This is a genomic window from Ramlibacter sp. (assembly GCF_029866045.1).
Classification (GTDB): Bacteria; Pseudomonadota; Gammaproteobacteria; order Burkholderiales; family Burkholderiaceae_C; genus Ramlibacter.
In genome coordinates, this window is sequence record NZ_JARXAB010000110.1 from 28,849 (window position 1) to 43,895 (window position 15,047).

The following is a 15,047-nucleotide window of genomic DNA, read 5'->3' on the forward strand; positions in this document are numbered from 1 at the left end:
CCTCGCACGAAAGTGCGGGGCATTTTGCTTTGGGCAGTCGTTTCGAGCGCCGTCGCCCAGGGCACTGTGGCAAGCAAAGCGGCAGGGCTCAGGAGGGCCTCACAGCAAGGCCTGCGCAATCCGGTCCTTGCGCACAGCCGGCCGTGGCACGGCCCCCTTTGGCAGCTCGAACCAAGCCCGCACATCCTGCTCCAAGCCCACGCCGTGCATGTAGTTGTAGATCGCTTTTTTCAGACCACGACCCAGGAGGTCGTGGTCCACACCTTTGGGCATCGGTGTGCGGTCGATGAAGCCGATGTCGTTCTTCGCAAAATTGCCCGGCGGCAGTGGCACCAGCTCCACGCCGTAAGCGGCCGGGTCCTTGCCTACCGGCGAGTGGACGGTACAGACGAAGCGGTGGAAAAAGCCGCTGTGAATACAGCCGTTTTCGAACAACTGGCGCACATATTCCAGCGCGTCGACGGTGTCCTGCACCGTCTGCGTCGGGAAGCCGTACATCAGGTAGGCGTGCACCAGGATTCCCGCGTCGGCCATGCCACGCGTCACCTTTGCCACCTGGTCCACCGTGACGCCCTTTTTCATCAGGGCCAGCAACCGATCGGAAGCCACCTCCAATCCACCCGACAGCGCGATGCAGCCGCTCTCGGCGAGCAGTTCGCTCAGGTCGGGGGTGAAAGTCTTTTCGAAGCGTATGTTGCCCCACCAGGAAATGGGCAGTTGCCGGCGCAGTAACTCCTCGGCCAGGGCCTTGAGCATCTTCGGCGGGGCGGCCTCGTCGACGAAATGGAATCCCGTCTGGCCAGTCTCCTCGACGATGCGCTCGATACGATCGACCAAGGTGCTGGCCGAAGCCGTCTCGAAGCGGCTGATGTAGTCCAGGCTCACGTCGCAGAAACTGCACTTCTTCCAGTAGCAGCCGTGGGCGACGGTGAGCTTGTTCCAACGCCCGTCGCTCCAGAGGCGGTGCATGGGGTTGAGCATGTCCAGCAAGCTCAGGTATCGGTCGATGGGCAAACCATCCCAGGTAGGCGTACCCACCTCCTCGAAAGGGATGTCGGGCTCGGGCCAGTTCACGAACCGCACCGCGCCGCCGGGCGCGCCCGGGTTGGCGACCTCGTCACGGATGAAGGTCCGCACCAAGCGCTCGCGTCCGCGCTCGCCGCGCAGGTGCGCCACCAAGGCCAGCACCGGCCTTTCACCGCTGTCGAGGGTGACGAAATCGACAAAGTCAAAGAGGCGCGGCTCGGACAGTTCACGCAACTCGGTGTTGACGTAACCGCCGCCCAGGGCAATGCGCACCTGGGGGTGCCGGCTCCGGATCACCTGGGCAATACGCAGCGCGCCATAGACGGAGCCCGGGAACGGCACCGAGAGCAAAACGAGGTCGGGCTGGTGTGTATCGACCGCCTCCAAGGTCAGCTCCGCGAGCAGGCGATCGAGCAGGTTGGGCGCCGCGGCCAGTGCCTGGGAAAGCGGCTCGAAACTCGGCTGGGCCGCAGCCAGCGACTCCGCATAGCGCACGAACTCAAAGCGCGGGTCTACCGCATCACGCACCACGTCGGCCAGGTCATTCAGGTACAGGGTCGCCAGATGCCGAGCCCGGTCGGTGGTGCCCAGGGCGCCGAAGGCCCAGGCCAGACCATCGTCGCCCGCATCACCCGCATCCCCTTCATCGCCTGCCTCACTGTCGTCCTGGCCAAGATAGACATCAAGCGATGCAAAGCGAGGCCCCTCCGGCAGCAAGCCACGGCCAGCGATACGGTGCGCCAGAGTGTCATCACGCCCCTGGAGAAATGCAATCACCGGGCCGATGGTCCTGGCGTAGCGGGGATAGTGGTCGAGGAAGCAATTGACCGGCGCACTGCGGGCGTCCTCTGGCACTGCCATGGCGGCGGTGCGCAGGCCCTCCAGCCCTGATGGACTGAGCAGACGAAGGACAAGTCCCAGGGCCAGATCGGCCTGCGCGGCCTCAACATCACGCGAGCGTAAAAAGCCGGTGAGGTAGGCGGTTGAGGGGTACGGGGTGTTGAGTTGCGTCATCGGTGGGATGAGGCTCAACACGCGAAGGGCGCGGGTGCTGGACATGGCGAGGTACCGCAGTCTAGCTGGCTGCAGAGGTGGCCCCATCGAGTGCCGCCTCGTTCAAGGGGGGCCGACTCATGCCAAGATGTCGCCATGCAGATCTGGCACCTTGATCTCAGACTCGACCGCAGCACCTTCCACCGTGCCTGCGCCCTGCTGGACCCGCAAGAGCGGGCACGCTGCGACCGCCTGGCCAGCAGCACCTTGCGGCATCGCTATGCGGCCGCGCATGCTGGGCTGCGCCGGGTGCTGGGGCATCGCTTGCACTGCCCACCAGCGCAGGTCCTTCTGGCCCGGGATCCAGGCGGCAAGCCCCGCCTCCGGCCCGGACCCGGTAGGGCCCTGCATTTTTCACTTTCCCACGCCGGGGACCACGCACTTGTGGCGATCAGCGGGGAGCATCCCGTCGGGGTTGACCTCGAACTCCTGCCACCGGGGCAGGAGTTCGCGGCAGACCTCGCCGGGCAGATGTCGCCACAGGAGACCCAGGCCATCGCCGCCCTGCCGGAGACCGCGCGCGGTCTTGCCGCGCTGCGCTGCTGGGTACGCAAGGAGGCTCTGCTCAAAGCGAGTGGCCACGGGCTGGCGCTTGCGCCGGCTGCGCTGTCGGTGTCCTGTGACGAGTCGCCGCGCCTACTTGGTAGCGCCATTTCCCAATACGAGCCTGGCCACTGGCAATTGGCCGCCCAAGAACACAGCGGGGCATGGACCGGCGCCGTGGCCTGGCCCGGCGCGCCGGAGACAGTCGAGTGGCTGCGCTGGCCCGAGGACGCTGCCCGCGCGGACGCGGGGCGGCACGCATGACCCGGCGCTCCCCTCCACTGCCCTGGCTGGAGCCGGGACAGCCCTTTCCGGACCCGGCGCAGGCCTGGGGCCCACAGGCCCCTGCCCCCGGCCTGCTTGCGGCCGGCGGCGCCCTGGACACAGAAACACTGCGGCAGGCCTACAGCCGGGGGATCTTCCCCTGGTTCAGTCAGGGTCAGCCTATTCTCTGGTGGAGCACCGACCCGCGGATGGTGCTGCACACCGCCGAGTTCCGACTCCACCGATCGCTCCGCAAAACCCTGCAGCAGTTCATCAGCGATCCCGCCTGCGAGCTGAGGGTGGACCAGTCCTTCGATGCAGTCATCCAGGCCTGCGCGGACAGTCCACGGGAGGGCCAAACAGGCACCTGGATCGTTCCGGAGATGGTCGAGGCCTACCGGTCATTGCACCGGGCAGGGCTGGCCCACAGCATCGAGACCTGGCGCAAGGGGCAACTGGTCGGCGGCCTGTACTGCGTCGCCATTGGCCGGGCTGTGTTCGGCGAATCGATGTTCAGCCGCGAGCCGGACAGCTCCAAGATCGCCCTGGCGGGGTTGGTGGCCCTGGCCCGTGCCCAAGGCGTCGAGCGTATCGACTGCCAGCAAGAGACCCGGCACCTGGCCTCCCTGGGGGCCAGGCCTGTGCCTCGGACGCAGTTCCTGGCGGGGCTGCCCGAAGCGCTTGCCGCCGGGCCATTGGCCTGGCAGTTTGACTCCGTATACTGGCGCGAACTCCTGCATTCCTCCCCGACTTCTTCGACGGACGCGTGACCCATCTCCAGGACCTCCCGCTACAGACGCTGCAGTTCTATGCAACGGCGCCCTACCCCTGCAGCTACCTGCCCGGGCGCCAAGCGCGCTCGCAGGTGGCAACCCCGAGCCACCTGATTCACAACGACGCCTACTCCGACCTGGTGGCGCGGGGTTTCCGGCGCAGCGGCATGTTCACCTACCGGCCCTATTGCGATGGGTGCCAGGCCTGTGTCGCACTGCGGGTCCGGGTCAACGACTTCACGCCAGACCGGAGCCAGCGACGGGCCTGGCGCCAGCACGCCAACCTGCAGGCCCGGGTCCTTCGCATGTGCTTCATGCCCGAGCACTACCAGCTCTACCTTCGCTACCAGGCCGGCAGGCACAGCGGTGGTGGCATGGACCAGGACAGCATCGACCAGTACACCCAGTTCCTCTTGCAGAGTCGGGTCAATTCTCGCCTCGTAGAGTTCCGCGAGACCCTGCCCGATGGCAGCCCGGGTCCCTTGCGCATGGTGTCGATCCTCGATGTCCTGACCGACGGCCTGTCGGCCGTCTATACCTTCTACGAGCCCGAAGCCGGCGCCAGTTACGGCACCTACGGCGTGCTCTGGCAAATCGCCCAGGCACGCCAACTGGGCCTGCCACGCGTCTACCTGGGCTACTGGATCGCCGAGAGCCCCAAGATGGACTACAAGTCCCGCTTCCGACCCTACGAGGTACTGGCCGACGGGCGGTGGGTTGACCCGACCGAGTTCAGCAAGACGGCGACCCCGGCTTGAGGGCGACGGGGATTTCATCAGATAAAATGGGCTCTCAGGAGGGATGCCCATGAAAAAGACCGCAGGCGGGGCTGCACCCAAGCCAACCATCCAGGTGATTGAGCGGATGTTCGCGTTGATTGACGTGCTGGCCTCCCGAGAGGACTCCATGCAGCTCAAGGAAATCAGCGAGCGCACCGGGCTGCACCCCTCTACAACCCACCGCATCCTCAATGATCTGACGCTGGGTCGCTTCGTCGACCGACCGGAGCCCGGCAGTTATCGGCTCGGCATGCGTCTGCTCGAGCTGGGTAATCTGGTCAAAGGCCGCCTGAACGTGCGTGACGCCGCCCTGCTGCCGATGCGAGAGTTACACAAGCAGATCCAGCAACCGGTGAACCTCTCGATGCGGCAAGGCGACGAGATCGTTTACATCGAGCGCGCCTACAGCGAACGCTCCGGAATGCAGGTGGTGCGTGCGATCGGCGCCCGGGCGCCCCTGCACCTCACCTCCACCGGCAAACTGTTTCTGGCGGCCGACGACGCGCCGCGGGTGCGCGCCTACGCCACACGCACCGGCCTGGCCGGTCACACCCGCAACAGCATCACGCAGCTGCCCGTGCTCGAGCGGGAGCTATACAAGGCACGTCAACACGGTATCGCACGTGACAACGAGGAACTGGAGTTGGGTGTGCGATGCATGGCGGCTGGCATCTACGACGACCAGGATCGTCTGGTGGCCGGCCTGTCTATCTCCGCGCCAGCCGACCGCCTCGATGAGGCCTGGCTGATCCGCCTGCAAGCCACCGCAGCCGAGATATCTGCGGCGCTAGGACACCATCTGGAATCTGCCTAGGGCTGCCCCCAAAGCCACCGCATGGCTTGTGCATGTGCCTCAAGAGAAACGGCTCCCCCAGGAGCCGTTTCTTTGAGCGTACAGCGCGCAGGGCTTAGAGGATCGAGCCGGTAGCCGATCAGCCGTTGGTGCCGGGAACGGCGCTACTGGTGCGCGTCGGCAGCGCGCCCGTAGGCCTCAGACTGCCGGCGTTGTGCTCGACCCAGCGACGGACGCGCTCTGCATCGCCAAGACGGCTGAGCTTACCCGCGGAGTCGAGAAAAACAATGATCACCTTGCGACCCGCGATACGGGCCTGCATCACGAGGCACTGGCCTGCCTCGGAGATGTAGCCGGTCTTTTGCAAGCCGATGTCCCAATCGGGATTTTTCACCAGGCGATTGGTGTTGTTGTACTGGAGGACGCGTTTGCCGACAGCCACCTGGGCGCCGTGAGAGGTGGAGTACTCACGGAGCATCGGATCGATCGCAGCCGCCGCGACCAGAATTGCTAAGTCTTGGGCCGAGGACTGGTTCCGGCTCGACAGGCCAGTGGGTTCGACATAGGTCGTGGCCTGCATGCCAAGCTGGCGCGCCTTGGCGTTCATTGCGCTCACAAAGGCCGAGAGGCCTCCCGGGTAGGTGCGGCCCAGCGCATGGGCAGCCCGGTTTTCACTGGCCATCAAGGCGAGATGCATGGCTTCAGCTCGGGTGAGCGCGGCACCGACACGAAGGCGCGAACCGCTTCCCTTCTCGGTATCCACATCATCCTGCGTGATGGTGATCATCTCGTCCATCGGCAACTTGGCTTCGGAAATGATGGTCCCCGTCATCAGTTTGGTCAGCGAGGCAATGGGCAACACCGCTCGCTGGTTCTTTTGGAGCAAGACCTCCTGGGTGTCCTGGTCGATCACCAGGGCAACGCTCGACTTGAGAGCAAGGTCATCCGGGGTAGCGTGCAGGCCAGCGATCTGACCGTAGGACGGTCGGGCAGGCGCAGCAGACATTGCGGACCGGCGCTTGGCCTTGGGGGAAGCCTTGGAGCCAGCCCTGGCCGTAGCCGATTTGCTCGTGTTAGCCGATTTGCCGGTGTTAGCCGATTTGCCCGATTCTCCCGATTTGGCCGAGTTGGCGGATTTGGTCGACTTAGGCGCATTGACCCCGGGCTTGCTCTGGCCCGCCTCCGAACTGCCGGCCGCCTGGGCCGCGGGAGCCAAGGCGGAGGCGGCAAACACCAAGGTCACGGCCGACAGCATCGCACGCCAATGTGTAGCGTAGCCAGCAACGCTGGCGAATGGCAGGGCAACAGCAGAAACGCAGGGCTTGAGGGGCATTCTCGATTCCGGCAGAAAGGCTCCGCGGCGTCTCAACGGGTCCATATCGTGCAAATTTCCACGATCAAGACCCGATTAAAACCGCAAACCTTCACAAATTCAATGAGTTAGAAACGATTCCTAAGACTCATCTGAAATTATAGGTTGCCTCATCAGCCCTGAGCCGCCACCCGCTCAGCTTTACTCTGTAACTTATTGAGCGCACTCAGGTAAGCCTTGGCGGACGCAACCACAATGTCGGGGTCGGAACCCACGCCATTGACCACTCGGCCAGCGTTCTGCAGACGGACGGTCACCTCGCCCTGGCTCTCGGTCGACCCGCTGATCGCGTTGACCGAATAAAGCACCATCTCGGCGCCACTCTTGACATGACTCTCGATGGCCTTGAGCGAGGCGTCGACCGGGCCGTTGCCATCGGACTGCCCATGCACCTCCTGACCGGCCACGGTGAAAACCACCCGGGCCTGGGGGCGCTCGCCGGTCTCACTATGTTGGGCCAGCGAGACGAATCCATACGTCTCGGCGCTACTGCCTGAAGCCTCACCGCTGACCAAAGCCAGAATGTCCTCGTCGAAGATTTCGCTCTTTCGGTCAGCGAGGTCCTTGAATCGAGTGAAGGCGGCGTTGATCTCGGCCTCACTCTGCAATTCCACGCCAAGCTCCAGCAGGCGCTGCTTGAAGGCATTGCGACCGGAGAGCTTGCCCAGAACGATCTTGTTGGCACTCCAGCCCACATCCTCAGCACGCATGATTTCATACGTGTCGCGGGCCTTGAGCACGCCGTCCTGGTGAATGCCCGAGGCATGCGCAAAGGCATTAGCGCCCACCACCGCCTTGTTTGGCTGGATCACGAAGCCGGTGGTCTGACTAACCATGCGGCTGGCTGCGACGATGTGTTGGGTGTCGATTCCCACGTCGAGGCCGAAGAAGTCACGGCGCGTCTTGAGCGACATCACCACTTCTTCGAACGAGCAGTTGCCGGCGCGCTCGCCCAGACCGTTGATCGCGCACTCAATCTGGCGGGCACCACCGATCTTCACACCGGCCAGGGAGTTGGCCACCGCCATGCCCAGGTCGTTATGGCAGTGGACCGACCAGATCGCCTTGTCGGAGTTGGGGATTCGCTCACGCAGGCTGCGAATGAACTCGCCGTACTGCTCGGGCACCGCGTAGCCCACCGTGTCAGGCACGTTGATGGTGGTGGCGCCTTCGCGAATGACCGCCTCGAACACCCGGCAAAGAAAGTCAATCTCGCTGCGCGAGCCGTCCTCGGCGGAGAACTCGATGTCAGCGCACAGGTTGCGGGCAAAGCGCACCGACTGCACTGCCTGCTCGAAGACCTGGTCGGGCGTCATCCGCAGCTTCTTTTCCATGTGCAGCGGAGAGGTGGCAATGAAAGTGTGGATGCGGGCGCGATTGGCACCTTTGAGCGCCTCGGCCGAGCGGGCGATGTCACGGTCATTGGCCCGGGCCAGCGAGCAAACGGTGGAGTCCTTGATCGCATTGGCGATCGCCTGAACCGCCTCAAAGTCGCCGTTTGAGCTGGCGGCAAAACCCGCCTCGATCACATCCACCTTCAGGCGCTCGAGCTGGCGCGCGATACGCAGCTTTTCGTCGCGGGTCATCGACGCGCCGGGCGATTGCTCACCGTCACGCAAGGTGGTGTCGAAAATGATGATCTTGTCGGACATGTTGCGGTTTCCTAGGTTTCCGAGGTCAGGTCCCAGCAGTTCCCCAAGTAAAACGGCCCGCTGCTGGTGGCATACGGGCCGTGAGAGGTTGTCGCGCGCGCGCTACCTACTCCGCCCGTGGGGGGATAGCAGTAGGGGCAGCACGAGGCGCGACATCGCCCGAAATGTATCACAGGCGCTGATCACTTATGCAAGCCCTGCTCGTCGGGTTCATCGGTCGAGGTACTGATCACGCTGGTGGGCTGCCCTTTGGCTTTGCGCCAGCCGTAAACAAAGTAGCCTGAAAGACCGTAGACAACGAAGAGCGAAAACAGCACGATGGGCGGATCGATATTGATGACCGCAATGCCCAGAGCGATCAGCACGATGACAGCGAAAGGCACGCTGCGCTTCATCGAGATGTCCTTGAAGCTGTAGAACGGCACATTGGTGACCATGGTCAGACCAGCAAAGAGCGCCACACCAAAGGTGACCCAGGCCACGCCTGCAGGCTCCACCGACTGTTCATTCATCAGCCAGATGAAGCCGGTGAGCAGGGCCGCGGCAGCTGGCGATGGCAACCCCTGAAAGTACCGCTTGTCCACCACGGCAGTGTTCACGTTGAATCGGGCCAGCCGCAGGGCGGCACAGGCGCAATACACAAAAGCGGCGATCCAGCCCCAGCGACCCAAGCCTCTGAGCGTCCACTCGTAAGCCACGAGGGCGGGCGCAGCGCCAAAGGAGACCATGTCGGAGAGGGAGTCCATCTGCTCACCGAAGGCACTCTGGGTGTTGGTCATCCGGGCCACACGGCCGTCCAGGCTGTCGAGCACCATGGCGGAAAAGACGCCCGCAGCGGCGAGGTCGAAGCGGCCGTTCATGGCCATGACCACCGCGTAGAAGCCGCCAAAGAGCGCCGCCAGGGTGAACAAATTGGGAAGGACGTAGATTCCCTTGGGGCGCCTGGGGGTCACCGCCACCTCGGTGTCGGCGGACGGCTGGCTATCGTTTCCATCGTGCATGGCGGCAGTGTAACCAAGGAAGAAAAAAAGGCCACCCGAAGGTGGCCTGGGCGGTACGAGCGAAACCGCTCAGTTGCGGGTCTGGTCGACCAGCTTGTTTTTCGCAATCCAGGGCATCATCGCGCGCAGCTGGGCACCCACCTTCTCGATGGAGTGCTCTGCAGTGTTGCGCCGGCGGGCGGTCATGCTCGGATAGTTCAGGCGCCCTTCCTGAATGAACATCTTGGCGTAGTCGCCATTTTGGATGCGCTTGAGCGCGTTGCGCATGGCTGCGCGCGACTGCTCGTTAATCACCTCGGGGCCGGTCACATACTCACCGAACTCCGCGTTGTTGGAGATCGAGTAGTTCATGTTGGCAATGCCGCCTTCGTAGATCAGGTCGACGATCAGCTTGAGCTCGTGCAGGCACTCGAAGTAGGCCATCTCGGGGGCGTAGCCAGCCTCGATCAGGGTTTCATAACCCATCTTGATCAGCTCGACAGCGCCGCCACACAGAACAGCCTGCTCTCCGAACAGGTCGGTCTCGGTCTCTTCCTTGAAGTTGGTCTCGATGATGCCGGCCTTGCCGCCGCCGTTGGCCATGGAGTAGGACAGGGCCAGGTCACGGGCCTTGCCACTGCAGTCCTGGTGCACGGCAACCAGGTGGGGAACACCGCCACCCTGGGCGTAGGTGGAGCGCACGGTGTGGCCGGGCGCCTTAGGGGCAACCATCCACACGTCCAGATCGGCGCGGGGCACGACTTGGTTGTAGTGCACGTTAAACCCGTGAGCGAATGCCAAGGACGCGCCCTTGGCAATGTTGGGCTCGATGTTGTTCTTGTAGACCTCGGCGAGTTGCTCGTCGGGCAACAGGATCATGACCACGTTCGCCGCCTTGACTGCGTCGTTGACTTCCATGACGTTGAGACCAGCCTTACCGACCTTATCCCAGGAGGCGCCGCCCTTGCGCAGACCGACCACCACCTTCACGCCGCTGTCGTTGAGGTTCTGGGCGTGGGCATGCCCTTGAGAGCCGTAGCCGATGATGGCCACGGTTTTGCCCTTGATCAGGCTCAGGTCACAGTCCTTGTCGTAGAAAACTTTCATGGTTCTTCTCTCAGGTTGATATTGGTTGGGAAAGAAAATTTGCCGAATCAGGCGCGTAACACGCGCTCGCCGCGGCCGATGCCACAGCCGCCGGTACGCACCGTCTCAAGGATGGCGGTACGGTCGATCGCCTCGAGAAAGGCATCATTCTTGGATTGGTCGCCGGTGAGCTCGACGGTGTAGCTCTTCTCGGTGACGTCGATGATTCGGCCGCGGAAGATGTCGGCCATGCGCTTCATTTCTTCGCGCTCTTTGCCTACGGCGCGCACCTTGACCAGCATTAATTCGCGCTCGGTATAGGCCCCCTCGGTGAGGTCGACCACTTTGACGACTTCAATCAGGCGGTTGAGGTGCTTGGTGATCTGCTCGATCACGTCGTCCGACCCGTGGGTCTGGATGGTCATGCGCGAAAGGGAGGGATCCTCGGTGGGCGCTACGTTCAGCGACTCAATGTTGTAGCCGCGGGCTGAAAAAAGGCCAACGACACGGGACAAAGCACCAGGCTCGTTTTCAAGCAGCACTGCGATGATGTGTTTCATTTTTTTCGACTCCTCTTTTTGCCGCCCTCCCCCGCGCACGGTAATGCGCAGGCTTGGCGGTCAATAGATTCGTTCAGAGTTTGGAAAAGGGTGAATGGGCTCAGAGATCTTCAGACCCCAGCAGCATCTCGGTGATGCCCTTGCCGGCCTGGACCATCGGGAACACGTTTTCTGTGGGGTCCGTGCGGAAGTCCATGAACACGGTGCGGTCCTTGAGCTTGCGCGCCTCGCGCAGGGCGGGCTCCACATCGCGAGGATGTTCGATCAGCATGCCCACGTGCCCATAGGCCTCGGCCAGCTTCACGAAATTGGGTAGCGCGTCCATGTAGCTGTGGCTGTAGCGTCCCTCGTAGTCGAGCTCTTGCCACTGACGCACCATACCGAGGTAGCGGTTGTTCAGCGCCAGCACCTTGATCGGCGTGTTGTACTGCAGGCAGGTCGACAACTCCTGGATGCACATCTGGACAGAGCCCTCGCCGGTGACGCAGTAAACCTCGGACTCGGGCTTGGCCAGCTTGATGCCCATGGCGTAGGGGATGCCCACGCCCATGGTGCCCAGACCGCCCGAGTTGATCCAGCGGCGTGGCTCGTCGAACTTGTAGTACTGAGCGGCCCACATCTGGTGCTGACCGACATCGGACGTGATGTAGGTGTCGACGCCGCGGGTCAGGGCCGAGAGAGTCTCAATCACATACTGAGGTTTGATGACATCCTGGTTACCGCGGTCGTAGCGCAAGCAGTCCCGCTTGCGCCAACCCTCAATGGTTTCCCACCAGCCGGCCAGGGCCGCGGCGTCGGGCTTAACGCCGGACTCCTTGATCATGGCGATGAGCTCAGAGAGGACTTCTTTCACATCGCCCACGATGGGAATATCGACCTTGACCCGCTTGGAAATGCTGGAGGGGTCGACGTCAATGTGAACGATCTTGCGCTCGTTCTGGGCGAAATGCTTGGGATTGCCAATCACACGGTCGTCGAACCGGGCACCGACAGCCAGCAGCACATCGCAGTTCTGCATCGCGTTATTGGCTTCCAGCGTGCCGTGCATGCCGAGCATGCCCAGAAACCGGGGGTCGCTGCCCTTGATCGCGCCCAACCCCATCAGCGTGTTGGTGCAGGGGAAGCCCAGCATGTCTGCCAGCTCACGCAACTCCGCGGTGGCATCGCCGAGGATGACCCCGCCGCCTGTGTAGATGTAAGGGCGCTTGGCCGTCATGAGCAGTTGCAGGGCCTTGCGGATCTGCCCGCTGTGTCCCTTGCGCACCGGGTTGTAGGAGCGCATCTCGACGGATTCGGGGTAACCGGTCCAGGCCGTCTTGTTGAAAGAGACATCTTTCGGAATGTCTACCACCACCGGGCCGGGGCGACCGGAGCGCGCGATGTGGAAGGCCTTGCGCATGACGTCGGCCATCTGCCGAACGTCCTTGACCAGAAAGTTGTGCTTGACGATGGGGCGGGTTATGCCCACGGTGTCGCACTCCTGAAAAGCATCCAGGCCAATCGCTGCAGTGGGCACCTGGCCGGTGATGATCACCATCGGGATGCTGTCCATGTAGGCGGTCGCGATCCCGGTGACGGCGTTCGTGACGCCCGGGCCCGACGTCACCAGCGCGCAGCCGACGTCACCGGTGGCGCGGGCATAGCCATCGGCCGCATGCACAGCGGCCTGCTCATGGCGCACCAGCACATGCTGCATGGTGTCCTGTTTGTAGAGGGCATCGTAAATGTGCAGTACGGCACCGCCGGGGTAACCCCAAATGAACTTCACGCCCTCGGCCTGAAGACATTTGACGAGGATTTCCGCGCCGCGCAGATCTTGAGAGGCGGCATTAGCCGCAGCTGCCGAGGTGAGCTCGGCTTTAGTGATTTCCATGATCAACCTTTCGATTTTTCTCTGACGAAAAATGTGGGGTGCTCCTTGCCAACCCTTGTGGGGCCGCGTCGGAACTTAGAGCACCTGGCCATGGGCAGCATGGATGCGCCGCCGGACCAGGACTCGTTTGCCTTTTGACTTGCAACCCAAGATTATCGCATCGCAGCACAGGCTTGTGCCAGCTCGTGAAGTGGCGATGCCATAATCCCCCCGTTTCGTGCCGGGATCGCTTCTGCGTAACCGGTCGGGGGCCCCCAGCGCCCCTGCGCCGCTGAAAGCGTGCGAAGACCTGTTTTACCGACTACATCGCGCCCCCCCTTTGGCCACCGAACGCGAACTGTCCGACTTCTTGCGGAGCGTAGAAAAGCGCGCTTTCAAAAGATCTGCCTACCACGTCCGTGACGAAGAGGCGGCGCTGGACATCGTTCAGGACAGCATGATGAAGCTCGCCGAACACTACGGCGACAAGCCGGTCGCGGAGCTACCCATGCTCTTCCAGCGCATCCTTTCCAACTGCACATTGGACTGGTTCAGGCGCCAAAAGACCCGCAATGCGCTGTTCTCCAGCATGGGCGAGTTCGAGTCCGACCTTTCTGAGGGGTCGGACTTCGATTTGCTGGAAACCTTTTTGCCAGGGGATCTTTCTAATAGAGTCGAGAGCGCAGAGGATGAGGTGAGACGGGCCCAGACCTTGCGCGAGATAGAGGTCGAGATCCTCCAACTCCCCCCTCGTCAACGGGAAGCCTTCATGATGCGTTACTGGGAGGAGATGGATGTGGCTGAAACGGCCGCAGCCATGGGCTGCTCCGAAGGCAGTGTCAAAACACACTGTTCTCGGGCGGTTCAGGCCCTCAGCAAAGCACTGAAGGCAAAGGGATTAGAACTATGAGCTACATCAATACCTTCCGCGGTACGGCGGGCGTAGGTTCTGGTGAGGCCGGCCAGGCCCAGGACCGGTTCGGTCGCCGGATCGCCATCCGCCTTGAGCAGGGCAGCCAGGAGCTGCCGCACGACATCAGCGAGCGCTTGCGCGCTGCGCGGGTGCGTGCAATCAGTCAACGCAAGCGCGAAGCGGGGGTGGCTATGGCCCTGCCCCAGCTCGCTGCCGCCGGTATCGGCCAGCAATTCGGTCAAGGGCCTGGCCTCTGGAGCCGACTCGCCTCGGGCCTGCCGGTCTTGGTGCTGGCCGCTGGCCTGGTGTGCATTCAGGCCCTGGAGGCCGACCGCCGCGCCAACGAAGTGGCCGAGGTCGACGCTGCGCTACTCGCCGACGACCTGCCGCCTGAGGCCTATGCCGATGCGGGATTCGTGCAGTTCCTCAAGTCCGACCGCTGACCGAGGGGAGCCCGTTGTTCCTCCAAGCGGCTGTCTCTGCCGATCAAACGCCTCGCTGGCGCCTGCTGACCCGGTCAGCCGGCGGCTTGGCGCTGCTTGGGCTGGCGGCGCTATTTGTCTGCCAAGCGGTGAGCGCCCAATCCCAGGCGCAGCAGCAGCCCCAGCCAAATGCATCTGCTTCGGCATCCGCTTCAGCCAGGGCGCCAGCCAGCCGCGCGGCCCGCGCACCTGCCAAACCAGTATGGTCCGAGCTCAGTGAGTCCCAGAAGAAGGCCTTGGCGCCGCTGGCAGGCCAATGGGAAACCCTCTCTGAGCCCCACAAACGCAAATGGGTGGCACTGGCCGCCAACTTCCCCAAGCTGCCCCCGGCCGAGCAGGCAAAGATGCACGGCCGAATGGCAGAGTGGATTGCACTCAGCCCAAGCCAGCGCACCGAGGCCAGGCTTAATTTCGGCGAAACCCAGCAGTTCTCTGGCGACGAGAAAAAAGCCAAGTGGGAGGCCTATCAGGCCCTCCCGCCTGAAGAAAAGCGCAAGCTAGCAGCCAGCGCGGTGGCCAAGCCGCCGTCGACCGCAGCGGCGATTCGGCCTGTCCCCTCCGAGAAGCTGGCCAGCGTCCCTCGAAGCGTCGGGTCAGAGGCCAAGCCCGCACGCATCGTGATGGCAGCACCGCCAGAGGCTGGCGCCGCCTCTGCCCCCGTGCTAGCGCCGGCTCCAGCCGGCAACAGCCGTTGAGCCCTGTGGCGTCCATGGCGCCAGACATGCCGCTCAAGGCACCCAGCCTGCGCCGTCGTATGGCCTGCTGGCTTTACGAGGGCATGTTGCTTTTCGCGGTCGTTTTTATTGCAGGCTGGCTCTTTAGCACGCTGGGGCAGATGCGTGATGCCATGGACGCACGCCGCCCCCTCCTTCAGGCTTTTCTGTTCGTCGTCTTCGGCATCTACTTCGCCTGGTTCTGG

Annotated in this window: 14 protein-coding genes and 1 pseudogene; 8 read left to right on the forward strand and 7 right to left on the reverse strand. The window is 63.2% G+C overall.

Features of this window, described 5'->3' with window-relative positions; genetic code table 11:
• Positions 1–99: 99 nt before the first annotated feature.
• Positions 100–2,085 (reverse strand): radical SAM protein, encoded by a 1,986-nt coding sequence (locus tag QE494_RS12105; protein WP_300043638.1) that lies wholly within the window; start codon positions 2,083–2,085, stop codon positions 100–102.
• A 90-nt stretch (positions 2,086–2,175) separates the two neighbouring features.
• Here QE494_RS12105 and QE494_RS12110 point away from each other — a divergent pair, with 90 nt between their 5' ends.
• Genes QE494_RS12110 through QE494_RS12125 form a run of 4 tightly spaced genes read left to right on the forward strand, consistent with a single transcriptional unit; the run spans position 2,176 to position 5,252 of the window.
• Positions 2,176–2,886 carry a 4'-phosphopantetheinyl transferase superfamily protein gene (locus tag QE494_RS12110; protein WP_300043639.1) on the forward strand — a complete coding sequence of 237 codons (711 nt, stop codon included), beginning with the start codon at positions 2,176–2,178 and terminating at the stop codon, positions 2,884–2,886.
• Positions 2,883–3,656, forward strand: coding sequence for a leucyl/phenylalanyl-tRNA--protein transferase (aat, locus tag QE494_RS12115; protein WP_300043640.1), 774 nt, complete (start codon positions 2,883–2,885; stop codon positions 3,654–3,656). The genes QE494_RS12110 and aat overlap by 4 nt, the downstream gene beginning before the upstream one ends.
• A complete protein-coding gene (locus QE494_RS12120) occupies positions 3,653–4,417 on the forward strand; it encodes an arginyltransferase (RefSeq protein ID WP_300043641.1) in 765 nt (254 codons plus the stop codon). Before aat ends, QE494_RS12120 begins: the two co-directional genes overlap by 4 nt.
• A gap of 49 nt (positions 4,418–4,466) precedes the next feature.
• On the forward strand, positions 4,467–5,252 hold the full coding sequence (locus QE494_RS12125) for an IclR family transcriptional regulator (protein ID WP_300043643.1): 786 nt from the start codon (positions 4,467–4,469) through the stop codon (positions 5,250–5,252).
• Between the two features lie 118 nt (positions 5,253–5,370).
• Here the strand turns inward: QE494_RS12125 and QE494_RS12130 are convergent, their stop codons facing one another.
• The 6 genes from QE494_RS12130 to QE494_RS12155 all read right to left on the reverse strand — a co-directional run bounded on the left by QE494_RS12130 (position 5,371) and on the right by QE494_RS12155 (position 12,754).
• Positions 5,371–6,564 carry a serine hydrolase gene (locus tag QE494_RS12130; RefSeq protein ID WP_300043645.1) on the reverse strand — a complete coding sequence of 398 codons (1,194 nt, stop codon included), beginning with the start codon at positions 6,562–6,564 and terminating at the stop codon, positions 5,371–5,373.
• A 152-nt stretch (positions 6,565–6,716) separates the two neighbouring features.
• Positions 6,717–8,255, reverse strand: a complete 1,539-nt coding sequence (locus QE494_RS12135) for a 2-isopropylmalate synthase (protein ID WP_300043646.1) — start codon at positions 8,253–8,255, stop codon at positions 6,717–6,719.
• A gap of 182 nt (positions 8,256–8,437) precedes the next feature.
• The gene (pssA, locus tag QE494_RS12140) at positions 8,438–9,256 is read right to left on the reverse strand and encodes a CDP-diacylglycerol--serine O-phosphatidyltransferase (protein WP_300043647.1); all 819 of its coding nucleotides are present in this window, start codon (positions 9,254–9,256) and stop codon (positions 8,438–8,440) included.
• 69 nt (positions 9,257–9,325) lie between these two features.
• Positions 9,326–10,342 (reverse strand): ketol-acid reductoisomerase, encoded by a 1,017-nt coding sequence (gene ilvC, locus QE494_RS12145; protein ID WP_336619438.1) that lies wholly within the window; start codon positions 10,340–10,342, stop codon positions 9,326–9,328.
• Between the two features lie 47 nt (positions 10,343–10,389).
• Positions 10,390–10,881, reverse strand: coding sequence for an acetolactate synthase small subunit (gene ilvN / locus QE494_RS12150; protein WP_300043649.1), 492 nt, complete (start codon positions 10,879–10,881; stop codon positions 10,390–10,392).
• Positions 10,882–10,981: 100 nt separating this feature from the next.
• A complete protein-coding gene (locus QE494_RS12155; RefSeq protein ID WP_300043650.1) occupies positions 10,982–12,754 on the reverse strand; it encodes an acetolactate synthase 3 catalytic subunit in 1,773 nt (590 codons plus the stop codon).
• 319 nt (positions 12,755–13,073) lie between these two features.
• Between QE494_RS12155 and QE494_RS12160 the strand changes: the two genes are divergently transcribed.
• The 4 genes and pseudogenes from QE494_RS12160 to QE494_RS12175 form a co-directional block, all read left to right on the forward strand.
• The gene (locus QE494_RS12160) at positions 13,074–13,643 is read left to right on the forward strand and encodes an RNA polymerase sigma factor (protein ID WP_300043651.1); all 570 of its coding nucleotides are present in this window, start codon (positions 13,074–13,076) and stop codon (positions 13,641–13,643) included.
• Positions 13,640–14,089, forward strand: a complete 450-nt coding sequence (locus tag QE494_RS12165) for a DUF3619 family protein (RefSeq protein WP_300043652.1) — start codon at positions 13,640–13,642, stop codon at positions 14,087–14,089. Before QE494_RS12160 ends, QE494_RS12165 begins: the two co-directional genes overlap by 4 nt.
• A gap of 128 nt (positions 14,090–14,217) precedes the next feature.
• A complete protein-coding gene (locus QE494_RS12170) occupies positions 14,218–14,823 on the forward strand; it encodes a DUF3106 domain-containing protein (protein ID WP_300043657.1) in 606 nt (201 codons plus the stop codon).
• A 14-nt stretch (positions 14,824–14,837) separates the two neighbouring features.
• Positions 14,838–15,047: pseudogene (locus tag QE494_RS12175) on the forward strand (RDD family protein); the annotation flags it as partial.

What these genes read in the sequence shown, in the direction of transcription:
- aat (WP_300043640.1), top strand. Translation starts at nt 2,883, where the DNA reads ATGACCCGGCGCTCCCCTCCACTGCCCTGGCTGGAGCCGGGACAGCCC.
- QE494_RS12110 (WP_300043639.1), top strand. Translation starts at nt 2,176, where the DNA reads ATGCAGATCTGGCACCTTGATCTCAGACTCGACCGCAGCACCTTCCAC.
- QE494_RS12125 (WP_300043643.1), top strand. Translation starts at nt 4,467, where the DNA reads ATGAAAAAGACCGCAGGCGGGGCTGCACCCAAGCCAACCATCCAGGTG.
- QE494_RS12135 (WP_300043646.1), bottom strand. Translation starts at nt 8,255, where the DNA reads ATGTCCGACAAGATCATCATTTTCGACACCACCTTGCGTGACGGTGAG.
- ilvN (WP_300043649.1), bottom strand. Translation starts at nt 10,881, where the DNA reads ATGAAACACATCATCGCAGTGCTGCTTGAAAACGAGCCTGGTGCTTTG.
- QE494_RS12165 (WP_300043652.1), top strand. Translation starts at nt 13,640, where the DNA reads ATGAGCTACATCAATACCTTCCGCGGTACGGCGGGCGTAGGTTCTGGT.
- QE494_RS12155 (WP_300043650.1), bottom strand. Translation starts at nt 12,754, where the DNA reads ATGGAAATCACTAAAGCCGAGCTCACCTCGGCAGCTGCGGCTAATGCC.
- QE494_RS12105 (WP_300043638.1), bottom strand. Translation starts at nt 2,085, where the DNA reads ATGTCCAGCACCCGCGCCCTTCGCGTGTTGAGCCTCATCCCACCGATG.
- pssA (WP_300043647.1), bottom strand. Translation starts at nt 9,256, where the DNA reads ATGCACGATGGAAACGATAGCCAGCCGTCCGCCGACACCGAGGTGGCG.
- ilvC (WP_336619438.1), bottom strand. Translation starts at nt 10,342, where the DNA reads ATGAAAGTTTTCTACGACAAGGACTGTGACCTGAGCCTGATCAAGGGC.
- QE494_RS12130 (WP_300043645.1), bottom strand. Translation starts at nt 6,564, where the DNA reads ATGCCCCTCAAGCCCTGCGTTTCTGCTGTTGCCCTGCCATTCGCCAGC.